Consider the following 24,534-nt stretch of genomic DNA (forward strand, 5'->3'; position numbering starts at 1 on the left):
TAGTGATTTATTTTACCCTTCGTAATAAATCAAAGGCGTATAACGCCAACCGGTAAAGAATCCTCCCTCTTTGCCACGCGCACTGCGCGAAAACGCACTCATACTCAGGAGCTTCAGGCTATGTTTAAAAATGCTTTTGCCAACCTTCAAAAGGTCGGTAAATCGCTCATGCTACCGGTATCTGTTCTGCCGATTGCCGGTATTTTATTAGGGGTTGGTTCGGCTAATTTTAGCTGGTTACCTGCCGTGGTTTCGCATGTCATGGCAGAAGCGGGCGGATCGGTATTCGCCAACATGCCACTGATTTTTGCGATTGGCGTTGCACTTGGCTTTACCAACAATGATGGCGTTTCTGCGCTAGCGTCAGTGGTGGCTTACGGCATCATGGTGAAAACCATGGCGGTGGTGGCGCCATTGGTGCTTCATCTGCCTGCGGCAGAGATTGAGGCCAAGCATCTCGCGGATACTGGGGTATTAGGCGGGATTATCGCGGGTTCCATTGCCGCCTACATGTTCAACCGCTTTTATCGCATCAAACTGCCTGAATATCTTGGCTTCTTTGCCGGTAAACGTTTTGTACCGATTATCTCCGGCTTAACGGCTATCGCCTTGGGTATCGTACTCTCCTTTATCTGGCCTCCTGTCGGTACAGCGATTCAAACCTTCTCGCAATGGGCGGCTTATCAAAACCCAGTTGTGGCTTTTGGTATCTATGGCGTCGTTGAGCGCGCATTGGTGCCGTTTGGTTTGCACCATATCTGGAACGTTCCTTTCCAGATGCAAATTGGTGAATTCACCAACGCAGCCGGTCAGGTCTTCCATGGCGACATTCCTCGCTATATGGCAGGTGACCCAACTGCAGGTAAACTTTCTGGCGGCTTCCTGTTCAAAATGTATGGCTTGCCTGCGGCAGCGATTGCGATTTGGCATTCAGCCAAGCCGGAAAACCGCGCTAAAGTGGGCGGCATCATGATCTCCGCTGCGCTGACCTCGTTCCTGACAGGTATCACCGAACCGATCGAGTTCTCGTTCATGTTCGTGGCGCCGATTCTGTATGTTATCCACGCTATCCTGGCGGGTCTGGCATTCCCAATCTGTATTTTGCTCGGCATGCGTGACGGCACCAGCTTCTCACACGGTTTAATCGACTTTGTGGTACTGAGCGGCAACAGCAGCAAAATCTGGCTGTTCCCTATTATCGGTATTATTTACGGTCTGATTTACTACACCGTGTTCCGCGTGTTGATCGCTAAACTGAACCTTAAAACGCCAGGCCGCGAAGAAACGATCAGCGAGCAGTCTTCGGCAACCGGCACTGAAATGGCGGGTAAATTGGTGACAGCGTTTGGTGGTAAAGAGAACATCACTAACCTTGATGCCTGTATTACGCGTTTACGTGTCAGCGTGGCGGATGTCACGAAAGTTGACCAAACTGAGCTGAAAAACCTTGGCGCCCGTGGCGTAGTGATTGCAGGCTCAGGCGTTCAGGCCATTTTCGGAACTAAATCCGATAACCTGAAAACGGATATGGATGATTACATCCGCAGCTTATAAAAGCTGGAAAAGAAAAAAGCCCCGATTGGGGCTTTTTTTATGCCTGCTGTTTACAGGTAAACGCGCAGATATTCAGTCAGACAAAGCAGCGCCATCGCCTGACCATAAGGCATTGAAGTCAGCGGGACGTTGCGATAGTAATCCAGGTCTTTCCCCATCGCCGTACCAAATGAGACCTGTTTCAATTCACCTGCATCATCGATATTGGCGATCACGCCACGCAACGCTTTTTCCGCCATTTCGCCATACTCAGCCGGTAAGTAACGTTTACGCACCGCTTTGAGAATGCCATAGGCGAATCCAGCCGTAGCCGAGGCTTCTGGATAGCTCTCAGGATCATCAAGTAAGGTTGGCCACAAGCCGCTGCTGTGTTGGCAGGTTCGTAATGCTTTTACCTGACTTTCCAACACCTGCTGTAAAAACCGACGTGTAGCATGGTGTTCCGGCCAGTTCATCATCTCCAAAAAGTCAGGAATGACAATGGTTAACCAGCTATTTCCACGCGCCCAGCGCGCATTAGCAAAATTATGGCGGCCATCAAAGCTCCAGCCGTGAAACCAGAGTCCAGTTTGACGATCCATCAGGTATTGGGTATGCAGCAAAAACTGATAGCTGGCTTCTTCAACCCACTCTTCACGATTAAGCAGTTGACCGATTTTTGCCAGAGCCATCACGCTCATCATCAACGTGTCGTCCCACAACTGTTGATGATTCTCGTTGTTATAAACGATATGTTGCAGGCCACCTTGCTCAGTGCGCGGCATTTCATACATCACCCATTCAGCCCAACGCTCCAGTACAGGCCGCCAGGCTGCATTGCCAGTTTCCTCGTAGCGGTAGGCGAGCGTCAGGAACGGGCAAACAGTATTCACGTTTTTTGTTGGCGTGCCTTCAGCCAGTCTTTCGGCGAACCAGTCATCGATTACCTTCAGCGTCTGTTGATCGCCCGTCTGCTGATAATAATGCAGCATGCCGTACAGGCCGATGCCATGTGTCCACTCCCAACCCGCCCAGCCTTTGGTATCAATCACACGGCCATCATCAAGGCGCAATAAAAATTCGCCCGTTTCATCGGTGATGTTGACTAAATTTTGCGTCAATTTTTGGATCAGCTGCACCAGTTCGCTGCGTGGCAGCAAATGTTCAGGTTGACGCAACAGGGCGCTTTGTTTCACAGGAAATACAGTCATGGTTCATTCCTATCTTTTTAACGTCGAGGTCAAGGGGGAAAGTACAGCACGCTGATTGGGCAGCGGCGGGGCAGCGGGCTTATCTCGATTGAGAAAACCAATGTTGTTATTGCCCCATAAATTTTCGTAAGGCATGCCAGCCAGTGTTTCGACAATCTGGCGTGCTTCAGGCGTGATGCCTTCAGGTACTACGCGATTCGCTTCGCGCATTTTTAGCGTTTCTTCACGCAGCACAGTATGTGTCTGCAGGTTGAGCTTGAAACGCAAAGAGACGAGGAAGCCGCAGGCCAATACACAGACCGTACCAATACTGAGAATCGCTAAAATGGTATGGCTGACGCCAGGCACCTGGGTTGCTTGTCCCGATACAAAGCCAGACAATTGCAGAACGATACCGACAAACATCACCGCACCGGCCTGAGAGGCTTTACGCGTTAATGTCATAATACCGGCGAAGATACCTTCACGACGCTGACCGGTGATCACCTCATCAACATCGGCGATATAGGTATAAGTATTCCAGGGAACGTAATTGATACCGCCACGGCCCAAACCGGCTACGGCTGAAATCAGTAGCAGTAACGAGAAGTTATCGTTCATGCCGGCGTACCACAGGCCTGCGTATGAAAGCGCTGCAAGACCAAACAGCACTACCACCAATCGGTAAGCGGGTGCTGGTCCCATACGGATACAGAGCGGAATCATCCCCATTACCGCAATAAACTGCAGAACTGCCATAGTACCCATTAAATTGGAGGCAATTTGCGCACTTTGCATCAGCACAAACACTACATACCAGGTAAAGACGGCATTAAACACGTCCTGCGCGATGTAACCACCAAGGTACATACCAAGATGCTGACGGAAAATACGAATGCGCAGCGTTGAAGCCAGTTCAACATATAAGCGCTTCAGACTCTGCATCAACGTCAGGCTTTGCTTCTCTTCTTCTGCACGTCGTGATTCTTCAGAAAAATCACTCGCATCGCGTTCCCAGGTAAAGAGCCACACCAGTGTTAGCACCACTGCGCAAATCACTGAGAAGACCAAACTGGCGTAGAAAAAGGATTGAGGATTATCTTTGCCTAGCGCACCCAACAAAATGCCCGGCAGGAAGGCGGCAAGAATTGCTGAAAGCTGAGCCAGTGCGATACGAGCACCTGAAAAACGGGTTTTTTGTTTGAAGTCATCCGTCATTTCTGGCACCAGCGTTTCGTAAGGTACCAAAATCATGGTGTAAACCATGTCGAACAGCAGGTAGGTACAGAGGTACCACCAGAAGTTCATGTCACTAATCCACATCAGGCTGTAGCTAAAGACACACGGAATACCCAGCATGATAAAGAATTTGCGACGGCCAAAACGTTTACCTAGCCAGGTTGAGCCAAAGTTATCCGTCAGGAATCCCATTAATGGGCTGATTACCGCATCGAGCACGCGTGCTGCGGCAAAGATCAGGGTCGCTTCAATAGGCGTTAAGCCGCAGAAGGTGGTGTAAAAATATAACAGCCAGGCGGCGGTCAGCGCCGTGGTGCCCGCTCCGAGAAAATCTCCGGAGCCGTAGGCCAGATAGTGACCAAGACCAATTTTACGTGAGCGCATCACGGGTGCTCCTTGTATGTAAAAGTCTGTACATCCTTCATCGTTCCGGACTTCTTTCTCGGATTGGTTAGAAAGTAGAGCCGTCAGCGCGGGCAAACCTTCGCGATTTGGCAACCTCTTACGTGGACTTGGCAAAATAACAAAGAAAAGGACGATTAAATTCTAATTTATAAAACAGTGTTTCATTTTTGTAGGCGATTACGCACCAGAAGCGTGGGTGGCGTTGCAAGTGAGAAGGTGGAGCGAAGAAATGGTTTAAAGGCAGGCAATCAATCCAATAAAAGTGGTCCTGAGGTTGAAAGAAAACAAATTTGTCCCGCATACTGATTGATTACGACTCAGGCTAAAGGAATTGCATCATGGCTGAAGAAACGATTTTCAGTAAAATTATTCGTCGCGAAATCCCCGCTGATGTGGTGTATCAGGATGAGTTGGTCACGGCATTCCGTGATATATCACCTAAAGCACCCACGCATGTTCTTATTGTTCCTAACGTATTAATTCCTACTGCTAACGATGTCACCGAAGCCCACGAGCACGCGTTGGGTCGCATGTTTACGGCTGCGGCTAAAATTGCGCGTGATGAAGGCATTGATGAGAATGGCTACCGCCTAATCGTTAACTGCAATAAACATGGCGGGCAGGAGGTTTATCATATCCATATGCATCTGCTGGGTGGCGAACCGCTTGGCCCAATGCTTTCTAACTGATCCTTTGAACGGAAACGTGCTATGCGCCAATGGCTAATCAGCCTGCCGTTCTTGCTCAGCCTGGCTGGCTGCAGCAGCGACAAACCGATGATTGACACCTCGCAATCGCTGGTGATGGAGTCTGCGGTGCTGTCGGCAGGCATCATTACTGATGATCCTAAGCTTGACGAAGAGGATGGCCAGAAACGTGCCAGTAGCGTGCTCTATAATCAACGCGAAACACCGGTGATTGTGCACTATCGTTATTATTGGTATGACGAAAAAGGGTTGGAAATCACGCCGCAAGAACCGGCTCAAACCGTTACGGTTCCGCCACTTAGTAGCCTTGCTGTTACTTCTCAACTCGGCAACCTGACCGCCAGCAAGGTTCGTCTCTATCTTTATCTCTGAGGACTGTTACGTGATTCGCAGTGTAAATCGTACTGGAGTGCTACTGATGGCGCTCATTCTTACAGGTTGTGTGGTGAAACAGCAACAGCCTGCTCCGGTTGAACCGACTCAACCCGTTGAGCCGACTCAGCCTGTTCCTGCGCCGGAACCGATTCCGCAACCGCAACCGATCCCGCAACCGCCAAAGCTTAAAACCATCAACTGGGATGCCAGCGTGCAGCCACTGGTTGCGCAGATGCTGAATGCCGCAGGCCCTGAAGCCGGCAGCGTATTGCTGGTGGATCGCATTAAAAACAGCACCAATGGCGCACTGCAAAGTGAAAAAGCCACCGATTCGATTCAAAATGCATTGAATAACAATGGCAAATATACGCTGGTCTCTTCCGATCAAATTACCCAAGCGAAACAGACGCTGGGATTGCCGGCAGACGATAGCTTAAATTCGCGCAGTAAGGCGATTGGCCTGGCGCGTTACCTTAATGCGCAATATGTGTTGTACAGCAACGCGCAGGGTGATGTGAAAACGCCAACGCTACAGATGCAGTTAATGTTGGTGCAAACCGGCGAAATTATCTGGTCTGGCAACGGCGTCGCTCAGAATTAATTCTGCAATGCAGCGGATGATTGCCCGCCATTTAGGTGAAAGTGCTCTGGCGCGTGTGACCCCGCTAGCGGGGTTAACCGGACAAAGCCAAGTCATTGAATGCGCGCAGGGAAAGTTTATAGCACGCCCTGCGCCGCAGCCTGCCATCCCGTTTGTCGATCGTCAACGTGAATATCGCCTTTTGAACAGGCTGCACGCTGGCGGTTTAACGGCCAAACCGCTGGCAGGTGATCGATATGGCCTATTGTTAGCCTGGCAGCAGGGCGAAGCGATGAAACCTGAGGCATTCTCTCTACATGTGCCACAAATCGTTGCGCTGTTACGGCATTTGCATCAGCAGCCGTTAACCGGTTATCGCCTCAAACTCTTGCCACTGTTGTGGCAATACTGGCAGCTTTGTCGCCAGCGCAATCTGCCCTGGCTGCAAGCGCTTCAACGCTTAACGCGGATTGGCGAACCTTCGCCGCTGCGATTAGCCCCGCTTCACATGGATGTTCATGCCGGAAACATCATTGTAGCGCACGAAGGTCTGCATCTTATCGATTGGGAATATGCAGCTGATGGTGATATCGCACTGGAACTGGCAGCGGTATGCGCTGCCGATCCCACGCAACAGCTTCGTTGGTTAACAACCTATGCACAAGCCGCGCAATTACCCTGTGCGCAGCTACAACGGCAGGTAAACCACTGGCAGCCATGGCTGCGTTTACTCATGGCTAGTTGGTATCAGTTACGCGCCGAGCAAAGCGGCGAAAAAGCTTTGCAACAGATGGCTCGTGAGAGCTGGGAACAGATTTAATCGCTTTATGCTGATTGCGTAAAGTCACAGGATTTAGGTCATGACTACACATTTACCCGGTCCGCTGATGCTGGACGTGGAAGGTTACGAGCTGGATGCAGAAGAACGCGAAATTCTCAAACATCCTTTAGTGGGCGGGCTGATTTTGTTTGCCCGCAATTACCATGATCCTGCCCAGCTTGCAGAGCTGGTGCGGCAAATTCGCGCAGCTTCACATACGCGATTAGTGGTTGCAGTAGATCAGGAAGGCGGTCGCGTCCAACGTTTCCGTGAGGGATTCACTCAATTACCTGCGATGCAATCTTTCGCTGCGCTGCATGACAGGCAAACCGCCGGTGAATTGGCACAGCAGGCGGGCTGGCAAATGGCCGCGGAAATGGTCGCTTTAGACATTGATATCAGTTTTGCGCCCGTTCTGGACATTGGTCATATCAGTGCGGCCATTGGCGATCGCGCCTTCCATGAAGATCCTGAGATTGCGCTAGCCATGGCGCGTCGCTTTATTGCTGGTATGCATGAAGCGGGAATGAAAACCACCGGCAAGCATTTTCCAGGACATGGTGCCGTGAGTGCCGACTCGCATAAAGAGACGCCACGCGATCCGCGCGATGAAGCTACGTTGCGACAGCACGATATGGCGATATTTCGTACCCTGATTACTGAGCAGGCGCTTGATGCCATTATGCCCGCTCACGTTATTTATACTGAGATCGACGATTTGCCTGCCAGCGGTTCGCCGTATTGGCTAAAAACCGTGCTGCGCAAAGAGCTGGGTTTTGAGGGTGTTATCTTTTCCGACGATTTATCGATGGAAGGGGCAGCGGTGATGGGAAGCTACCCTGAACGGGCACAGCAGTCGTTGTCTGCAGGTTGCGATATGATTTTGGTGTGTAATCAGCGTCAGGGCGCTATCAGTGTGCTGGATAGTTTGACCGTGATCGAAGCTGAGCGTGTCTCTCAGCTGTACCATCGAGGAACGTTTACTCGCCAAAGTTTGCAAGCGAGCTCGCGCTGGAAAAACAATGCACAGCAGTTGAGTTCGTTACAGCAGCGCTGGCTGGCTCATAAAGCGTCGAGGTAAATTCACAGCCCGGCGCATCATCACGTTGAGGAAAACCATGATTATTTATCTGCACGGTTTTGATTCCAATAGCCCGGGCAATCACGAAAAAGTGTTGCAACTGCAATTCATCGATCCCGATGTGCGAATGATCAGTTACAGCACGCGTCATCCTAAACATGACATGCAGTTTCTGCTAAAAGAGACGGACAAAATGATCACGCTGTGTGATGACGATCGTCCATTGATCTGCGGCGTGGGGCTGGGTGGCTATTGGTCTGAACGCATTGGCTTTTTATGTGGTATCCGGCAGGTAATCTTCAATCCCAATCTTTTCCCTTATGAAAACATGGAAGGGAAAATTGATCGTCCTGAAGAGTATGAAGATATTGCTACCAAGTGTGTAAGCGACTTCCGCGAGAAAAACCGTGATCGCTGTTTAGCTATTTTGTCACGCAAAGATGAAGCGCTTGATGGTCAACGCACCGCGCAGGTTCTGCATCCCTTTTATGAAATTGTGTGGGATGAAAATGAAGGCCATAAATTTAAGAATATCTCTCCCCATCTTCAGCGAATAAAAGCTTTTAAAACATTAGGTTAATAGTTAAGGCACCTCTCAGGTGCCTTGATTTTATGCGTAATATTCTGAGTTTTAGCTCATAAATTTGATGTAAATCAATTTTGCTGTGCCCCGCACTTCGCAGCATGTTATTCTGCCTTCAGATAGCGATTTTAACTTCGCCAACCCTATGTTTATTAAGGTTTAATTTAACCATTGATTAACTATTGGTTCACAATTTGAGGGGGTCATTGTTGACTACATCTATTAAGAAAATTGTCATCGTCGGAGGCGGCGCCGGCGGTCTTGAAATGGCAACACAGCTTGGTCATAAACTGGGCCGAAAAAACAAAGCCGAGATCATTTTGGTCGACCGCAATCACAGTCATTTATGGAAACCGCTGCTGCATGAAGTGGCGACTGGCTCCATGGATGAAGGGATTGATGCGCTGAGTTATCTGGCACACGCCCGCAATCATGGCTTCCAGTTCCAGCTTGGTTCCTTAACCGACATCAACCGCGAGAAGAAGGTTATCTCTCTGGCAGAAGTGCTCGATGCACAAGGTGAAGTGCTGGTTCCACAGCGCGAAGTGCCTTACGACACTTTGGTGATGGCGCTGGGCAGCACCTCAAATGATTTCGGCACGCCGGGCGTAAAAGATCACTGTATTTTCCTCGACAACCCGCATCAGGCACGTCGTTTCCATAATGAAATGCTTAACCTGTTCCTGAAATTCTCTGCAAGCGAAGGTCAGACCGGACAGGTCAATATTGCCATTGTCGGTGGCGGTGCAACCGGCGTTGAGCTCTCTGCCGAGCTGCACAATGCGGTTAAGCAATTACACAGTTATGGCTACAAAGGTTTGGGCAGTGAAGCGTTGAACGTGACGCTGGTCGAGGCGGGCGAACGTATTCTTCCTGCCTTGCCGCCGCGTATTTCGGCAGCGGCGCACCAAGAGTTGACCAAGCTTGGCGTACGCGTGCTGACGCAAACCATGGTGACCAGTGCCGACAAAAAAGGTCTGCATACCAAAGGCGGCGAATATATCGAAGCGGACCTGATGGTATGGGCGGCAGGAATCAAAGCGCCTGACTTCATGAAAGAGATTGGTGGGTTGGAAACCAACCGTATTAATCAGCTGGTGGTAAAAGATACGCTGCAAACCACCTTGGACGATGATATTTATGCCATCGGCGATTGTGCTTCCTGTGCGTTGCCATCCGGTGGGTTTGTGCCACCACGTGCACAATCTGCACACCAAATGGCTTCACGTGCGATGGAAAATATTCTGGCGCAGCGCAATAACAAGCCCTTGAAAGCCTATGTCTATAAAGATCACGGCTCGCTGGTATCACTGTCGCGCTTCAGTACGGTCGGAAGCCTGATGGGTAACCTGATGCGTGGATCGATGATGGTAGAAGGACGCATTGCGCGTTTTGTCTACATTTCCTTATATCGTATGCACCAGATTGCGCTCCACGGATACTTCAAAACGGGTCTGATGATGTTAGTCGGCAGTATCAACCGCGTTATACGCCCACGCCTCAAGCTGCATTAAGATGATAAGGCGGCTTACCGCCTTTCATATTGCTATTACGCTGATTTCAAACTAGAAAATTTCATTTCTCTGTTGAGATCAGCGCTTTCCCGCCTCGTTCGGAACTCTCCTAAAAGCTGGACCTGAAGGCTCTTGTATAGATTTCCTCCATTTATCTGATGTTGCAATTTCGGTCCATCTGTAAAACTTCATTCAACAAACACGGCGGGTCGCGCACGCCGAGTTAGGCCTCTGCTGTGAAGGATGCGACAGCGGCAGGAATGCGCGGTAACACTTTCAGGAGGAACTTCCTGTGAATAAATCAATGTTAGCGGGTATCGGTATTGGTGTGGCAGCGGCGCTGGGTGTTGCCGCCGTAGCGGGTATGAACGTGTTTGACCGCGGGCCGCAATATGCGCAGGTGCTGTCAGCAACGCCAATTAAAGAAAGCATCAAACAGCCGCGCAAGGAATGTCGCAACGTAACGCTGACTCATCGTCGTGCGGTGCAGGATGATAACCGTATTGCGGGCTCAGTGTTAGGTGCAGTGGCGGGGGGCGTGTTAGGTCACCAGTTCGGTGGCGGTCGCGGTAAGGATGTCGCAACCGTAGCAGGTGCGGTTGCAGGCGGTTACGCAGGCAATCAGGTTCAGGCCGGAATGCAAAACCGTGATACTTACACCACCACGGAACAGCGCTGCAAAACGGTTTATGACAAGCAAGAAAAAATGCTGGGATATGACGTGACCTATAAAATAGGCAATCAACAGGGCAAAATCCGCACGGAAAACGATCCTGGTACGCGTATTCCACTCGACCGTAATGGCCAGCTGATTCTTAACAACGATCAGGCTTGATTGGGCAAAGATTTGCCGCGTTAGCGGCCACACAGCAAACAATAAGAGAAGCGCATCAGGGATGATGCGCTTTTTTTTATTTCACATCAGATATTACTCCGAGCAATGTGAATCAGTCCCTTTCAACATTAAGCCCGGTTCTGCGCCAGCTGCGCCACGAATCCCTGCACCCATTCCATACGAACTTTGCGCTCTGCCAGCTCACGGGTAAAGCGTAGACGCGTTGGGCCATCAAGCTTCCACTGCTTGGGATCTTTCTGCAATAAGCTAATCAGCCATGCAGGATCCACGCTGTTTTGCGGAGCGAAATCAAAGAAGCCGCCTTTGTCGCTGGCTTCGATTTTACGCACGCCCAGCGTTCGCGCATTAAGCCGCAATGCGGCGATATCAAGGAGATTTCGCGCCGGATCGGGTAACAAGCCAAAGCGGTCAATCATCTCAACCTTCAATTCTTGCAGCTCAGATTCGTCTTCGGCGCTGGCAATGCGCTTGTAGAGTGACAAGCGGGTATTCACATCCGGGATAAACTCTTCCGGCAGCAGGGCAGGCATGCGCAGCTCGACTTCGGTCTGATTGTTGGTCAAATCCTCAAGCGACGGCTCACGGCCCTCTTTCAGCGCATCCACGGCATTCTCTAACAACTCCATATAGAGCGAGAAGCCCAGGGTTTCCATTTGCCCGCTTTGCTCTTCACCCAGCAACTCGCCCGCGCCACGAATTTCTAAATCGTGGGTGGCAAGTGCAAAACCAGCTCCCAAATCTTCTAGCGAAGCAATAGCTTCGAGACGCTTTTTGGCATCGGTGGTCATCGCTTTGGGCGGCGGCGTCATCAGCCAGGCGTAAGCCTGATGGTGCGATCGTCCGACGCGACCACGCAACTGGTGCAGTTGAGCCAAACCGAAATGATCTGCACGCTCAATGATAATGGTGTTAGCCGTTGGAATATCGATACCGGTTTCAATAATGGTGGTACAGACCAGCACATTAAAACGCTGGTGATGGAAATCATTCATCACCCGTTCCAGATCGCGCTCGCGCATTTGACCATGGCCAATGGCGACGCGTGCTTCCGGGACGAGTTCAGTCAAGCGCTGTGCGGCCTTTTCGATATTTTCGACGTCGTTATAGAGATAATAAACCTGTCCACCACGCAGCACTTCACGCAGGATCGCCTCGCGAATCACTAAATTGTCAAACTCACGCACAAAAGTTTTCACTGCCAAACGACGTGCAGGAGGCGTTGCAATGATCGACAGATCGCGCATCCCGCTCATGGCCATATTCAGGGTACGCGGAATCGGTGTGGCAGTGAGCGTCAAAATATCGACATCTGCACGCATCGCCTTGATGCGCTCTTTGTGTCGCACACCAAAGCGGTGCTCTTCATCAACGATTAACAGACCTAAATCACGCCATTTCAAGTCAGTCATCAATAATTTATGCGTACCGATCAGGATATCGATTTTGCCTTCACTGGCTTGTTCTAACACCTGTGCTTGCTCTTTAGCCGTACGGAAACGTGAAAGCATTTCAATGCGTACTGGCCAGTTAGCAAAGCGATCGCGGAAATTATCATAATGTTGCTGAGCCAGTAACGTCGTGGGCACCAGCACCGCGACCTGCTTGTTGTTTTCAACCGCCAGAAACGCCGCACGCATCGCGACTTCGGTTTTACCAAACCCAACATCACCGCAAACCAGACGATCCATGGCCAGCGGCTGACACATGTCGCTTAATACCGCATTAATGGCCTGTGCCTGATCGGGCGTCGTATCAAAAGGAAAAGCTTCACAAAACAGCTGATATTGATCGCGGTTGTGCTTGAAGGCGAAGCCTGTTTTGGCGGCGCGTTGGGCATAAATATCCAGCAACTCAGCCGCCACATCGCGTACTTTCTCCGCCGCTTTTTGTCGCGCACGTGACCAGGCATCGCTGCCTAATTTGTGCAGCGGCGCATTTTCGTCTGCGCCACCGGCGTAACGACTAATGAGATGCAGCGATGAAACCGGGACATAGAGTTTGGCGTCGTTGGCATAAGAGAGCATCAGATATTCGGCCTGAATGCCGCCCGCCTCAAGCGTGGTCAAGCCAATATAACGGCCCACGCCATGCTCCAGATGCACCACCGGTTGACCCGGATGCAGTTCAGCCAGGTTACGAATCAGGATGTCAGGATTAATGGTGCGACGTGTATCCTGGCGGCGGCGACTGACGCGCTCGCCAAGCAGATCACCTTCACAGATCAGCGCACGATGGCCTTGCGTATCAATAAAACCACGTTCACTGGCACCAATCATAAAGGTGTAGCGCTCTTCACCCGCTTCATCAAGACGATGTACCGGCTGCGGCCGAAGTTTGATGCGAGCCAACAGCTCTTGCAGACTTTCGCGACGACCTTCACTCTCTACCGAGAACGTCACCGCGCCGTGGAATTGCTCCAAAAACTGGCGTAGATGGTCCAGCGGCGCTTTGGCCTGGGCCTGCACGGTTAAATCGGGAAGGGGCTGATAACCAAGATTGGTATTCGCGGCTTTTTCGGGTAACTCATCGTTGGTCATTTGCACACGCGGCCAGCTTTTTAGCTCGCCCATCAGTGCATCCGGGCGCAGCCAAAGCGTGACGGGCTCAAGCAGCGGGCGCATCGGATCAACACGGCGATTCTCATAGCGCGCATTGGCGTCTTGCCAGAAACGTGAGGCGCTGCCTTCCAGATCGCCACAGTTAACCAGCAGCGTGTTATCCGGCAAATAGCTAAACAGCGTAGGCAAAGGCTGATCAAAAAACAGCGGCTGCCAATATTCGATACCGGCGGGGAAGGTGCCTTTACTCACCTGCTGATAGATATGTTCCGGTTCACGGCGTACGTCAAAAATTTCGCGCCAGCGGCTGCGGAACAGTTCAATCGCGGCTTTATCGCTGGGAAACTCATGTGCGGGCAGCAGGTTGATTTCCGGCACCGCTTCGAGCGTGCGCTGGCTATCAACGTCAAACAGACGCAGGCTGTCGATTTCATCATCGAAGAAGTCGATGCGATAAGGCTGTTCGCTGCCCATCGGAAACAGATCAAGCAGCGCACCGCGCGTGGCGTATTCGCCATGCTCCATGACTTGATCGACGTGACGATAACCGGCTTGTTCCAACTGATCGCGTAGGCGATCGCGCGACAGTTTTTGCCCTTGTTTCATCACCAAAGCGTGGCCATGCAAGAAGCTGTGCGGACACACGCGCTGCATCAGCGTATTGACTGGAAGAATCAGCATGCCGCGCTGCAAGGTCGGTAATTGATAAAGCGTGGAAAGCCGAGCCGAGATAATGTCCTGATGCGGCGAGAAGCTATCGTAAGGCAGCGTTTCCCAATCAGCGAGATGGCTAACCGGCAAGTCAGTAAACTGGCGGATTTCATCCAGTAAACGCAAGGCGGTTTGTGTATCCGGTGTAATCATCAGCACCGGGCCAGCATGACGCTCGGCGATGTTGGCACACTCGACCGCGTGCGCGGCGCCGATCAGCTGACCGAGCTGGCGCGTATCACCGGATTTTACGGGCAGGGTATAGCGAGTCTGTTCGGACATGGGATCTCGAGGTTTCTCCATTTTTACCAAGGCGTAATCATTCCATATTACGCCAAGGGGATCACCTCTGCGGCACAATTTTAGTGCCGCGTAGCCTCTGAATGGGCTTTATTTTGTAGATTGCTGTGTGTAGTGCATACGCGGGCGGTCAACATTGGCCCAGCACAGATCACGCTCAAGGTGATAACTGTGATTGCCGTCGTCCCACTTCACGTAGTATCCGGTTGGCGCATCTCCTTGCTCAAAGACGTTAACGACTTCGCCTCTGATCTCCCCTGATTTGTGTTTAACAATACTGCCTTTGGGAAATTTGAACATGGTCGCTACCTCTTTACGTCTGCGCGATATTTAACCTCTTATCGTCTATCTGATTGTAGTCTACCGCACCCGCTGCCGGATAATCGTACAATTAGCATCATCTTTTTGTCGCATTCCTGCCGATGAACGTTGCTGATGACGTATTCTGACGCAACTTTGCCGCAGACTCAGAGGGTTAGAGGTTTCATAAAGCAAGCGGCTCCTTTATCATCCCACTACTCATTTTCAGGCAACCGCACATTGGATTCCATGTATCAACCAGTCGCGCTATTTATCGGTCTGCGCTATATGCGCGGACGAGCATCGGATCGCTTCGGTCGCTTTGTCTCCTGGCTTTCTACTATTGGCATTACGCTCGGTGTATTGGCGTTGGTCACCGTGCTATCGGTGATGAACGGCTTCGAGCGAGAGCTGGAAGGCAATATTCTCGGGCTGATGCCGCAAGCGTTGGTCACCAGCCAAAAAGGCAGCATCAATCCGCAACAGCAACCTCCCGACCAGCTTAAGCTACAGGGCGTTAGCCGCGTTGCGCCGTTAACGACTTCAGATGTGGTGCTACAGAGTGCACACAGTGTCTCGGTTGGGGTGATGTTAGGTATCACCCCCGAGGAAAAAGATCCGCTGACACCTTATCTGGTCAACACGCAGCAAAGCGTGCTGAAATCGGGTCAGTACAACGTGATTCTGGGTGAACAGCTGGCCAACCAGCTGGGCGTTAAGCGCGGCGATCAGCTACGTTTGATGGTGCCTTCAGTCAGCCAGTTCACGCCGATGGGGCGCGTGCCAAGCCAGCGTATCTTTACCGTTGCCGGCACGTATGCAGCCAATAGTGAAGTCGATGGCTACCAAATTCTGGTGAATCAACAAGACGCGTCACGCGTGATGCGCTATCCGGCGGGCAATGTTACCGGTTGGCGTCTCTGGCTGGATAAACCGCTGGAGGTTGACAGTTTGAGTCAGCAAACCCTGCCGGAAGGCATGGTATGGAAAGACTGGCGCGAGCGTAAAGGTGATCTGTTCCAGGCCGTACGCATGGAGAAAAACATGATGGGGCTGCTGTTGAGCCTGATCATTGCTGTCGCCGCCTTTAACATTATTACTTCGCTCGGCTTGTTAATCATGGAGAAGCAGGGTGAAGTGGCGATTCTGCAAACCCAAGGCTTAACGCGCCGTCAAATCGTTGCGGTGTTTATGGTGCAGGGCGCCAGCGCTGGCATCATCGGTACGCTGTTGGGCACCTTGCTCGGCGTGCTGCTTGCCAGCCAGTTAAATAACCTGATGCCAGTGATTGGCCTGTTCCTGGATGGCGCAGCGCTGCCGGTTGATATCAATTTATGGCAAGTGGTGACTATCGCTTTCTGTGCCATGGTCGTTGCGCTGCTTTCTACGCTTTATCCTTCCTGGCGCGCTGCCGCCGTACAACCCGCTGAGGCTTTACGTTATGAGTAATTCTCCTTTGTTGCAGTGTCGCGATCTGTGCAAACGCTATCAGGAAGGCAGCGTGCAGACGGATGTGCTGCGCAATGTGACTTTTAGCCTGCAACCGGGCGAACTGATGGCTATTGTTGGCAGCTCCGGTTCCGGCAAAAGTACGCTGCTGCACCTGCTGGGCGGCCTGGATGCGCCCACCTCGGGCGATGTCGTGTTCGAGGGTAAATCACTCAACGAAATGTCGTCGTCAGCCAAAGCTGAACTGCGTAACCGCGAATTAGGGTTTATCTACCAGTTTCACCATCTTCTGCCTGATTTTAGTGCGCTGGAAAACGTTGCGATGCCACTGCTGATTGGCAAAATCCACAAAGCAGAAGCGCAAGCGCGTGCGCATGAAATGCTGAAAGCGGTAGGACTTGCACATCGTGCGAGCCATCGCCCCTCTGAATTATCGGGTGGTGAGCGCCAGCGCGTGGCTATCGCGCGTGCGCTGGTGAATAACCCGCGCCTGGTAATGGCTGACGAACCTACTGGTAACCTTGATGCACGTAACGCTGACGCTATCTTTGAACTGTTGGGCGAACTGAATGTGCGTCAAGGCACAGCCTTTTTGGTGGTGACGCACGATCTCCATTTAGCTAAACGCATGACGCGCCAGATGGAAATGCGTGACGGACAGTTGAGCGATCAACTGATCTTTTCAGGAGCGGTGTAATGGGTTCTTCGTTATCGCTGCTGTTGGGGCTACGTTTTAGCCGTGGCAGACGTCGCGGCGGCATGGTATCGCTGATTTCGGTGATCTCCACCATCGGCATTGCGTTGGGTGTCGCAGTATTAATTATCGGCTTGAGCGCGATGAACGGGTTCGAGCGTGAACTCAATAACCGTATTTTGGCCGTGGTTCCTCACGGTGAAATTGAGGCGGTCAACCAGCCATTTCAGCGTTGGCAGTCAATGATTGCACCCATCCAACAGGTTCCCGGTATTGCCGCCGCCGCGCCTTACGTCAATTTTACCGGCTTGATTGAAAGCGGCGCAAAACTTCAGGCGCTGCAGGTAAAAGGCGTGGATCCTGCTCAGGAACCACGTTTAAGTGCGCTGCCACGTTTTGTGGCTGACAATCAGTGGTCGACGTTTGCGGCAGGTAAACAGCAAATCATCTTAGGCGGTGGCATCGCAAAATCGCTTAATGTGAAGCAGGGCAGTTGGATCACCATCATGATCCCCAATAATGATGGCGACAACAAACTGTCGCAGCCCAAGCGTGTGCGCCTGCAGGTTAGCGGTATTTTACAGCTCAGCGGCATGTTGGATCACAGCCTGGCGCTGGTGCCGTTAGCGGATGCGCAAAAGTACCTTGATATGGGTGAAAACGTTTCTGGCATCGCGTTGAAAATGGATGATCCGTTTAAGGCCGTGAAGCTGGTCCGCGATGCGGGTGAAGCCACGCATTCGTATGTCTATATCAAAAGCTGGATCGGTACCTACGGCTATATGTATCGCGATATTCAAATGATTCGCGCCATCATGTATCTGGCGATGGTGCTGGTTATCGGCGTCGCCTGCTTTAATATCGTTTCCACGCTGGTGATGGCGGTGAAAGACAAGAGCAGTGATATCGCCGTGCTGCGAACGTTGGGTGCAAAAGATCGACTGATTCGCGCCATCTTTATCTGGTACGGTTTATTGGCGGGACTGCTCGGCAGCGTGAGTGGAGTCGTGGTTGGCGTGCTGGTGGCGTTGAATTTAACCTCGCTGGTACGCGGCTTGGAAAACATAACCGGTCATCATCTGCTGGCCGGCGACATTTACTTTATCGATTTTCTGCCGTCTGAACTGCACTGGATAGATGTGTTCTCGGTGCTGATAACCGCGATTATATTAAGTCTGGTCGCCAGCTGGTATCCGGCAAGACGCGCCAGCCGCATCGACCCGGCGCGGGTTTTGAGCGGACAATAAAGGCCTGAAAGATGCGGCGCGCCAGAATGAATCTGCGCGCCGCGCACATTTTCAGGCTCAGCAGCATAGCGCTGTCATGCGCAACCGTTATTATCGGGCTTATAAGCCCCAAAATTTGTTTATAGCGGCTCACCGAAGCCGCTGCACAAGGAGCCTTTATGCGCACACCACGTCGACGCTTACGACTCGCCCGACTCAAAAAGACCCGGAGAAAGGTGCATCAACGCTTTCGCCAACGCATTTTTGAGCGCGATCGTCAGGCTGAAATGGCTGCACATCCTCTGCCGCATGTGGTGGTTCTGACGGGCGCTGGCATTTCAGCGGAATCGGGTATTCGTACTTTTCGCGCCGCCGACGGGTTGTGGGAAGAGCATCGGGTTGAAGATGTTGCGACGCCGGAAGGTTTTCGACGCGATCCGGCTTTGGTACAACGTTTCTATAATGAACGCCGTGACCAACTGCAGCAGCCTGAAATCCAGCCAAATGCTGCGCACATTGCGTTAGCTGAACTGGAGCAGGTATTAGGCGATAACTTTTTTCTGGTAACGCAGAATATCGACAACCTGCATGAACGTGCGGGTAATTCACGCGTGTTGCATATGCATGGCGAATTGCTGAAAGTGCGCTGTGCTACCAGCGGGCAGGTCATCGAATGGACCGGTAATGTCACCGCAGAGGATCGCTGTACCTGCTGCCAGTTCCCTTCAGTGCTGCGTCCTCATGTGGTGTGGTTCGGGGAAATGCCCATCGGCATGGAAGAGATTTATCAGGCGTTGGAAAACGCGGATATGTTTATCGCTATCGGCACGTCAGGGCATGTTTATCCGGCAGCAGGATTTGTGCATGAAGCCAAACTGCAGGGCGCGCATACCGTTGAGCTGAATCTGGAGCCAAGCCAGGTTGGCAACGAATTTGCCGAAAGCCATTACGGCTTAGCCAGTGAAGTGGTGCCTGAATTTGTGCATACGCTGTTACGTGGCTTATACAAATAAGCAGTCAATAACAGGGCGGCAGTGCTGCCGCCCGTGAGTATTAACGACCCGCCTTCAACTTCTGAAACAGCGTTTCGTACTGGATGCTGGCATCACCCACGTCATTCTGCCATTCACCCTTTTTGATCACTTCAGCAGAAGGATAAAGCGATGCATCCTCTGCGACGGCTTTTGGCAACAACTTTTTGGCTTCAAGGTTAGGGGTTGGATAACCAATGGTTTCGGCGACTTTTGCTGCAACTTCCGGGCGAAGCAGGAAGTTAATCAGCTTAAGTGCGGCCTCTTTATTTTTGGCGTTCGCAGGAATCGCCAGGTTGTCCATCCAGAAAATCCCGCCTTCTTTCGGCCAAATAACCTGCAACGGTGTGCCAGCCTGGCGAGCCACATAAGCGGAACCGTTCCAAATCATGCCCAGATTCACTTCGCCTTCCATATAAGGATTGCCCGGATTATCGGAGTTGAACGCCAGGACGTTTGGCATCAATTTTCTTAATTCTTGGTAAGCGGCGTCGATCTGTTTAGGATCGCGAGTATTACCGGAATACCCGAGTTTGCGCAGCGCCATTTGAAACACTTCGCGGGCATCATCGGTCAGCAACAGGCTTTGCTTATACTCTGGTTTCCACAAATCAGCCCAGCTTGTGACGCTTTTCGGATCAATCTCGTCTGAATTAAGACCGATTGCCGTCGCACCCCAAATATAGGGAATGGAATAATCATTGTTCGGATCAAAAGGCTTATTCAGCAGGTTTGGATCCAGATTTTTAAAATTGGTTAGCTGTGACTTATCAATCTTTTGTAGCATGCCTTCGTTACGCATTTTTGCGACGAAATAGGTTGAGGGCACCACTAAATCATACGCGCCCTCTTTCCACGTTTTAAGCTTGGCATACATGCTTTCATTGGATTCGTAGGTAGAATAAATCACTTTGATGCCGGTCTCTTTAGTGAATTGCTCCAGCAGTCCCGGCGGCACGTATTCAGTCCAGTTATAGAAGTAGAGCGTTTTACTATCGTCCGCTTGCGCGCCTTGCACACTCAACGCCAGCGCCCCAGCCGCCAGCCAGTGAGACCATTTCATCATCATTATTCCCCTTTAGGTTTTAGTTTTGTCACGCAGCAACCATTGGCTGCCAGCGACTAACAGCAACGAAAGCAGCATCAAAATTGTGGCGAGTGCATTCACTTCAGGTGATACGCCCACCTTGACCATTGAGTAAATTTTCAGTGGCAAAATTTCAAATGTTGGTCCGGTGACGAACGACGAAACCACCACGTCATCCATCGACAGGGTAAAGCTCAGCAGCCAACCAGCCGCAACCGCAGGCATCGCCAGCGGCAGAATAATTTTACGTAAAATAGTGGTTTCGCTGGCACCCAAATCTTTTGCGGCTTCCAGCATCCGTACATCAAATCCTTTGAGCCGCGAATAGACGGTAATCACCACAAAGGGTAAGCAGAAGGTGATATGGGAAAACAGCAGCGACCAGAAGCCAAGCGAAATGCCCAATAACATAAACAGCACCAGCAGCGAAATAGCCATCACGATGTCAGGTGACATCATCACGACAAACAACATGCCGCTGACAAACGGTTTACCGCGAAAGCGATAGCGATAAAGCGCGACGGCGGTTAGCGAGCCAATAAGCGTGGCGCAGCTGGCAGAGAGCACGCCCATTATCAGCGAATGCTGTGCTGCCTGAATCAGGCTGTCATTGTTCATCAGCAGGCTGTACCACTGCGTACTGAAACCTTGCCAGTTGATACCGAAACGTGAGGCGTTAAATGAGTTAACGATCAAAATCACAATCGGGATATAAAACCAGGCGTAGATAACGGTCATAAAACCGCCGCGTAGCAGGCGAGCCATCATTCCAGTTCCGCCTTTTTATTCAGCAGGCGCGCTACGCGCCAGTAGATCAGCAGCAACAGCCCCATTAAAAGCGTCATCACGATGCTGGTGGCTGCGCCAAAAGGCCAGTCGCGAATGTTCAGGAACTGGCTTTTTATGATGTTACCGATGAGCAGATTTTTCGCGCCGCCCATTAAATCGGCGACATAAAATAGCCCCATTGCCGGAATCAATACCAGCAAGCAGCCTGCGACAATGCCCGGCATAGTCAGCGGCAAGATAATGCGGAAAAAAGTTTGCAGCTTGCTGGCACCTAAATCGCGTGCCGCCTCCAGGTAACTTCTATCGAGTTTTTCCAGGCTGGAGTAGAGCGGCAGCACCATAAACGGCAGCAGGATATAGACCAGACCCAAGATCACCGCTTCCGAGGTGTACATAATGCGAAATGGCTTATCGATTACCCCGATCCAGAGCAGAAAGTCGTTGAGCCAGCCGCGAGTGCTGAGAAAAATTTTCAGGCCGTAAATACGAATCAGGGAATTGGTCCAGAAGGGCACGATCAACAGAAACAGCATCAGCGGACGCAGGCGTGCAGGCAATTTAGTCAGACACCAGGCGAAAGGATAACCCAGCAACAAACAGAAGGCGGTGGCGATAAACGCCATATTCAGCGAGTGCAGCAGCACTTCGGCATACAAGGGATCAAGTAAGCGCGTGTAATTACTGAAGGTAAATACCATGCTGACAAAATGCGCATCGTCACGGGTTAAAAAGCTGGTGACAAAAATCATCAGGTTAGGCAAGAAAACGAACAGCGCCAACCAACCGACGATCAGCGCGATAACGCTCTTCTGGAAACGATTACGCATCAGTTTCATACGGCAGCACTACCTCCCAGCTTGCGACCCAATTCACTGCCATCTTTTGATTCAGCGAGTGGTCAAAGTCAGGATCGTCTTCATTGAAAAATTCGCTCACAGTGACCAGTTTGCCATTCTCAAGCTCAACGGTGGATTCCAGCGTCATCCCTTTGTAGTTGCGTTCACGTACATAACCGATCAGCCCTTCAAACACACTGTCGTCGTGAATCTCTTCAACGCGCAAATCTTCTGGGCGCAGCATGACATGCAGTTTGTCGCCGGGCTGCACCGGGAAAGGACAATGGATATCGCATTCGCGACTTTCTACGCGCGCACGCACGCGCGGCGCGTTTTCGCTGGCGATAACTTCAGCGTCGAAGACATTAATTTCGCCTATAAAGCGGGCGACAAACAGGTTTTTAGGCTCTTCGTAAATCTCTCGCGGTGTGCCGTCTTGTTCAATTTTACCATCGCGCATCACCACAATACGATCGGACATGGTCAGCGCTTCTTCCTGATCGTGCGTCACGAAAACAAAGGTGATACCCAGTTTACGCTGCAAAGCTTTCAATTCGTTCTGCATCTGCTTGCGCAATTTGTAATCCAGCGCCGACAGGGATTCGTCCAGCAGCAAGACTTTCGGGCGATTCACGACGGCGCGAGCGATAGCAACACGCTGCTGCTGACCACCTGATAATTGATGAGGGCGGCGATCGGCAAACGCATCCAGCTGAACCATGGCCAGCACCGCGTTAACCCGTGTGGTTATCTCGGCTTCGGGCGTTTTCTGCATGCGCAGACCAAAGGCGACGTTCTCGAATACCGACATGTGCGGAAACAGGGCATAACTTTGAAACACCGTGTTAGCGTGACGATGCTCTGCCGGTGTATCCGTGATGTCGTGATTGTCTAAGGTGATGCGACCGCTGTCGGCTTCTTCCAGCCCGGCAATCAGGCGCAAAATGGTTGTTTTGCCGCAGCCTGACGGGCCGAGCAGAGTGATAAACTCACCGTGACGAATCGTCAGGTTGAAATCTTCAATGATGGATTTGCCATCGAAAGCTTTACTGATGCCAGAAAGCGTAACCAGCGCCTGGTGTGCGCGTGTTTGCGTCATTTTAGTCTCAGTCTGTCAAAGGGCGAACAGGTAACAGCATAGCCGCATAACACGACCAGCCAGCAAGGAGGGCGGGATGATACCTGAAAAAAGACGCAATGCCATGTTTTGCCGCCCCTCAAAAGCGATAAAACTGAGTAAGGTGAACATGTTGCGAGACTTGCCGCAATAAATGCGCTTTTCAACAAGATTTTGTGCATGTTGACTTCCCGAAACAGCCTAGACAGCGTTAACCTGTTTGATAATGATTTGACGCAACCTGGCGTCTGGCTGGTCCGTTAATAATAACCGACGGCAATTTCTTAAGGATGGCAAATGGAACAGTTACTTGAGCGCTTTTTAAGTTATGTGGCAGTGGAAACCCAGGCAAAACCGCAGGCGCGTCAGGTGCCCAGCAGTGAAGGCCAATGGACACTGGCACGGCAATTACAGGAGGAGTTACTGGCGCTGGGTTTTGTTGATGTCACGCTTAGCGATCACTGCTGCGTCATGGGCACGCTGCCCGCTAATGTTGACTGGCCAACGCCGGTCATTGGCTTTATTTCGCATATGGATACTTCGCCAGACTACACGGCAAAAAATGTCAATCCGCAAATCATTGAAAACTACCGCGGCGGCGATATTGCGTTGGGTAATGGTGATGAAGTGCTGTCACCGGTTATGTTCCCGGTGTTGCATAAACTCACAGGACACACGTTAATCACCACCGACGGCAAAACTTTGCTGGGTGCGGATGATAAAGCGGGCATTGCAGAAATCATGACCGCTATGGCGCGTCTGACAAAAGGGGATATTCCACACGGTGCGATTCGCGTAGCCTTTACCCCAGATGAAGAGATTGGCCGCGGAACGTCTTACTTTGATGTAGAGGGCTTTGCCGCCGATTGGGCGTATACCGTGGACGGCAGCGATCTGGGTGAGTTTGAGTATGAAAACTTTAACGCGGCCTCGGCGACGGTAAAAATCACGGGCAATAATGTGCATCCCGGCTCAGCGAAAGGCGTCATGGTCAATGCGCTGGAGTTAGCCACGCAGTTTCATCAGGCGGTGCCGGCTAAAGAGAAGCCGCAATATACCGAAGGCTACGAAGGTTTCTATCACCTGCACCAGATGAAAGGCACGGTAGAAAATGCCGAGCTGCTGTACATCATTCGTGATTTTGATACCGAAAGCTTTGAGCAGCGCAAACAGGTGCTGGAACAGATCGCTCAGCAGATAAGCCAAGGTTTGCATCCGGATTGCTCAGTGAAGGTCGATATCACCAACAGCTATCGCAACATGCGTGAGAAAGTCGAGCCGTTTCCCCACATTATTGATCTGGCGCTGCAGGCCATGCGTGATTGTGGCATTGAGCCGAACGTAAAACCGATTCGTGGTGGAACGGACGGATCATCACTCTCCTGGAAAGGTTTACCTTGTCCAAACCTGTTTACCGGCGGCTATAACTACCACGGCAAACATGAATTCGCGTCACTGAATATTATGGCGCAATCGGTGGAAGTGATTGTCCGTTTGGCTGAGTTGGCGGGTCAGAAACAGCATTAATGAAGCTGTGCGCACCGGATGAAACG

General features: G+C 51.4%; 22 protein-coding genes. 14 read left to right on the forward strand and 8 right to left on the reverse strand.

The annotated features are described in order from the left end of the window. Positions 1-120 precede the first annotated feature (120 nt). A complete protein-coding gene (gene ptsG, locus SC127_RS19690) occupies positions 121-1,554 on the forward strand; it encodes a PTS glucose transporter subunit IIBC (protein WP_215847063.1) in 1,434 nt (477 codons plus the stop codon). 50 nt (positions 1,555-1,604) lie between these two features. Here ptsG and bglB read toward each other — a convergent pair whose 3' ends face one another. Beyond that, the gene (gene bglB, locus SC127_RS19695; RefSeq protein ID WP_215847062.1) at positions 1,605-2,744 is read right to left on the reverse strand and encodes a beta-galactosidase BglB; all 1,140 of its coding nucleotides are present in this window, start codon (positions 2,742-2,744) and stop codon (positions 1,605-1,607) included. A gap of 9 nt (positions 2,745-2,753) precedes the next feature. Beyond that, positions 2,754-4,346: an MFS transporter gene (locus tag SC127_RS19700; protein ID WP_243078151.1), complete on the reverse strand. Its 1,593-nt coding sequence runs from the start codon at positions 4,344-4,346 to the stop codon at positions 2,754-2,756. Positions 4,347-4,705: 359 nt separating this feature from the next. On the opposite strand from SC127_RS19700, the gene hinT reads away from it, so the two are divergent. The 8 genes from hinT (at position 4,706) to SC127_RS19740 (ending at position 10,862) form a co-directional block, all read left to right on the forward strand. Continuing rightward, positions 4,706-5,056 carry a purine nucleoside phosphoramidase gene (hinT, locus tag SC127_RS19705; protein WP_215847060.1) on the forward strand — a complete coding sequence of 117 codons (351 nt, stop codon included), beginning with the start codon at positions 4,706-4,708 and terminating at the stop codon, positions 5,054-5,056. Between the two features lie 21 nt (positions 5,057-5,077). Then, positions 5,078-5,446 carry a YcfL family protein gene (locus SC127_RS19710; RefSeq protein WP_215847059.1) on the forward strand — a complete coding sequence of 123 codons (369 nt, stop codon included), beginning with the start codon at positions 5,078-5,080 and terminating at the stop codon, positions 5,444-5,446. A gap of 10 nt (positions 5,447-5,456) precedes the next feature. Further along, positions 5,457-6,050, forward strand: a complete 594-nt coding sequence (gene lpoB / locus SC127_RS19715; protein WP_215847058.1) for a penicillin-binding protein activator LpoB — start codon at positions 5,457-5,459, stop codon at positions 6,048-6,050. Positions 6,051-6,066: 16 nt separating this feature from the next. Next, positions 6,067-6,849 carry a thiamine kinase gene (gene thiK / locus SC127_RS19720; RefSeq protein ID WP_409075939.1) on the forward strand — a complete coding sequence of 261 codons (783 nt, stop codon included), beginning with the start codon at positions 6,067-6,069 and terminating at the stop codon, positions 6,847-6,849. Positions 6,850-6,889: 40 nt separating this feature from the next. Next, complete coding sequence (nagZ, locus tag SC127_RS19725) at positions 6,890-7,930, forward strand: beta-N-acetylhexosaminidase (RefSeq protein WP_332627653.1); 1,041 nt, start codon at positions 6,890-6,892, stop codon at positions 7,928-7,930. Between the two features lie 37 nt (positions 7,931-7,967). Next, positions 7,968-8,510, forward strand: coding sequence for an alpha/beta hydrolase YcfP (gene ycfP / locus SC127_RS19730; RefSeq protein ID WP_243078148.1), 543 nt, complete (start codon positions 7,968-7,970; stop codon positions 8,508-8,510). A 212-nt stretch (positions 8,511-8,722) separates the two neighbouring features. Further along, positions 8,723-10,027, forward strand: coding sequence for an NAD(P)/FAD-dependent oxidoreductase (locus tag SC127_RS19735; protein WP_215847056.1), 1,305 nt, complete (start codon positions 8,723-8,725; stop codon positions 10,025-10,027). Positions 10,028-10,319: 292 nt separating this feature from the next. Then, a complete protein-coding gene (locus tag SC127_RS19740) occupies positions 10,320-10,862 on the forward strand; it encodes a glycine zipper 2TM domain-containing protein (protein WP_243078147.1) in 543 nt (180 codons plus the stop codon). A 128-nt stretch (positions 10,863-10,990) separates the two neighbouring features. Here SC127_RS19740 and mfd read toward each other — a convergent pair whose 3' ends face one another. Then, entirely contained in the window at positions 10,991-14,434 is a 3,444-nt protein-coding gene (gene mfd, locus SC127_RS19745; protein WP_243078146.1) for a transcription-repair coupling factor, read from the reverse strand. A 108-nt stretch (positions 14,435-14,542) separates the two neighbouring features. Then, a complete protein-coding gene (locus tag SC127_RS19750; RefSeq protein ID WP_215847054.1) occupies positions 14,543-14,752 on the reverse strand; it encodes a hypothetical protein in 210 nt (69 codons plus the stop codon). A gap of 249 nt (positions 14,753-15,001) precedes the next feature. On the opposite strand from SC127_RS19750, the gene lolC reads away from it, so the two are divergent. The 4 genes from lolC to cobB all read left to right on the forward strand — a co-directional run bounded on the left by lolC (position 15,002) and on the right by cobB (position 19,134). Further along, entirely contained in the window at positions 15,002-16,201 is a 1,200-nt protein-coding gene (gene lolC, locus SC127_RS19755; protein WP_215847053.1) for a lipoprotein-releasing ABC transporter permease subunit LolC, read from the forward strand. Continuing rightward, positions 16,194-16,898 (forward strand): lipoprotein-releasing ABC transporter ATP-binding protein LolD, encoded by a 705-nt coding sequence (gene lolD / locus SC127_RS19760; protein WP_332627657.1) that lies wholly within the window; start codon positions 16,194-16,196, stop codon positions 16,896-16,898. Before lolC ends, lolD begins: the two co-directional genes overlap by 8 nt. Further along, entirely contained in the window at positions 16,898-18,142 is a 1,245-nt protein-coding gene (gene lolE, locus SC127_RS19765; protein ID WP_332627659.1) for a lipoprotein-releasing ABC transporter permease subunit LolE, read from the forward strand. Before lolD ends, lolE begins: the two co-directional genes overlap by 1 nt. A 158-nt stretch (positions 18,143-18,300) precedes the next feature. Further along, positions 18,301-19,134: a Sir2 family NAD+-dependent deacetylase gene (gene cobB / locus SC127_RS19770; RefSeq protein ID WP_215847050.1), complete on the forward strand. Its 834-nt coding sequence runs from the start codon at positions 18,301-18,303 to the stop codon at positions 19,132-19,134. Positions 19,135-19,174: 40 nt separating this feature from the next. Here the strand turns inward: cobB and potD are convergent, their stop codons facing one another. The 4 genes from potD to potA are packed head-to-tail and all read right to left on the reverse strand — an operon-like array spanning position 19,175 to position 22,963. Next, positions 19,175-20,218 carry a spermidine/putrescine ABC transporter substrate-binding protein PotD gene (gene potD / locus SC127_RS19775; protein ID WP_215848297.1) on the reverse strand — a complete coding sequence of 348 codons (1,044 nt, stop codon included), beginning with the start codon at positions 20,216-20,218 and terminating at the stop codon, positions 19,175-19,177. 12 nt (positions 20,219-20,230) lie between these two features. Then, positions 20,231-21,007, reverse strand: coding sequence for a spermidine/putrescine ABC transporter permease PotC (gene potC / locus SC127_RS19780; RefSeq protein WP_243078143.1), 777 nt, complete (start codon positions 21,005-21,007; stop codon positions 20,231-20,233). Further along, positions 21,004-21,864: a spermidine/putrescine ABC transporter permease PotB gene (gene potB, locus SC127_RS19785; RefSeq protein WP_370661487.1), complete on the reverse strand. Its 861-nt coding sequence runs from the start codon at positions 21,862-21,864 to the stop codon at positions 21,004-21,006. The genes potC and potB overlap by 4 nt, the downstream gene beginning before the upstream one ends. After that, positions 21,848-22,963 carry a spermidine/putrescine ABC transporter ATP-binding protein PotA gene (potA, locus tag SC127_RS19790; protein ID WP_215847048.1) on the reverse strand — a complete coding sequence of 372 codons (1,116 nt, stop codon included), beginning with the start codon at positions 22,961-22,963 and terminating at the stop codon, positions 21,848-21,850. The genes potB and potA overlap by 17 nt, the downstream gene beginning before the upstream one ends. Before the next feature lie 315 nt (positions 22,964-23,278). On the opposite strand from potA, the gene pepT reads away from it, so the two are divergent. Next, entirely contained in the window at positions 23,279-24,508 is a 1,230-nt protein-coding gene (gene pepT / locus SC127_RS19795; protein WP_215847047.1) for a peptidase T, read from the forward strand. Positions 24,509-24,534 lie beyond the last annotated feature (26 nt).

It is taken from the genome of Pantoea sp. T14 (assembly GCF_036663535.1).
In the GTDB taxonomy this organism is placed as follows: Bacteria; Pseudomonadota; Gammaproteobacteria; order Enterobacterales; family Enterobacteriaceae; genus Pantoea; species Pantoea phytostimulans.

Coding starts and splice junctions, on each gene's coding strand:
- ptsG (WP_215847063.1), top strand. CDS start 121: ATGTTTAAAAATGCTTTTGCCAACCTTCAAAAGGTCGGTAAATCGCTC.
- bglB (WP_215847062.1), bottom strand. CDS start 2,744: ATGACTGTATTTCCTGTGAAACAAAGCGCCCTGTTGCGTCAACCTGAA.
- SC127_RS19700 (WP_243078151.1), bottom strand. CDS start 4,346: ATGCGCTCACGTAAAATTGGTCTTGGTCACTATCTGGCCTACGGCTCC.
- hinT (WP_215847060.1), top strand. CDS start 4,706: ATGGCTGAAGAAACGATTTTCAGTAAAATTATTCGTCGCGAAATCCCC.
- SC127_RS19710 (WP_215847059.1), top strand. CDS start 5,078: ATGCGCCAATGGCTAATCAGCCTGCCGTTCTTGCTCAGCCTGGCTGGC.
- thiK (WP_409075939.1), top strand. CDS start 6,067: ATGATTGCCCGCCATTTAGGTGAAAGTGCTCTGGCGCGTGTGACCCCG.
- nagZ (WP_332627653.1), top strand. CDS start 6,890: ATGACTACACATTTACCCGGTCCGCTGATGCTGGACGTGGAAGGTTAC.
- ycfP (WP_243078148.1), top strand. CDS start 7,968: ATGATTATTTATCTGCACGGTTTTGATTCCAATAGCCCGGGCAATCAC.
- mfd (WP_243078146.1), bottom strand. CDS start 14,434: ATGTCCGAACAGACTCGCTATACCCTGCCCGTAAAATCCGGTGATACG.
- SC127_RS19750 (WP_215847054.1), bottom strand. CDS start 14,752: ATGTTCAAATTTCCCAAAGGCAGTATTGTTAAACACAAATCAGGGGAG.
- lolC (WP_215847053.1), top strand. CDS start 15,002: ATGTATCAACCAGTCGCGCTATTTATCGGTCTGCGCTATATGCGCGGA.
- lolD (WP_332627657.1), top strand. CDS start 16,194: ATGAGTAATTCTCCTTTGTTGCAGTGTCGCGATCTGTGCAAACGCTAT.
- lolE (WP_332627659.1), top strand. CDS start 16,898: ATGGGTTCTTCGTTATCGCTGCTGTTGGGGCTACGTTTTAGCCGTGGC.
- cobB (WP_215847050.1), top strand. CDS start 18,301: ATGCGCACACCACGTCGACGCTTACGACTCGCCCGACTCAAAAAGACC.
- potD (WP_215848297.1), bottom strand. CDS start 20,218: ATGATGAAATGGTCTCACTGGCTGGCGGCTGGGGCGCTGGCGTTGAGT.
- potC (WP_243078143.1), bottom strand. CDS start 21,007: ATGATGGCTCGCCTGCTACGCGGCGGTTTTATGACCGTTATCTACGCC.
- potB (WP_370661487.1), bottom strand. CDS start 21,864: ATGAAACTGATGCGTAATCGTTTCCAGAAGAGCGTTATCGCGCTGATC.
- potA (WP_215847048.1), bottom strand. CDS start 22,963: ATGACGCAAACACGCGCACACCAGGCGCTGGTTACGCTTTCTGGCATC.
- pepT (WP_215847047.1), top strand. CDS start 23,279: ATGGAACAGTTACTTGAGCGCTTTTTAAGTTATGTGGCAGTGGAAACC.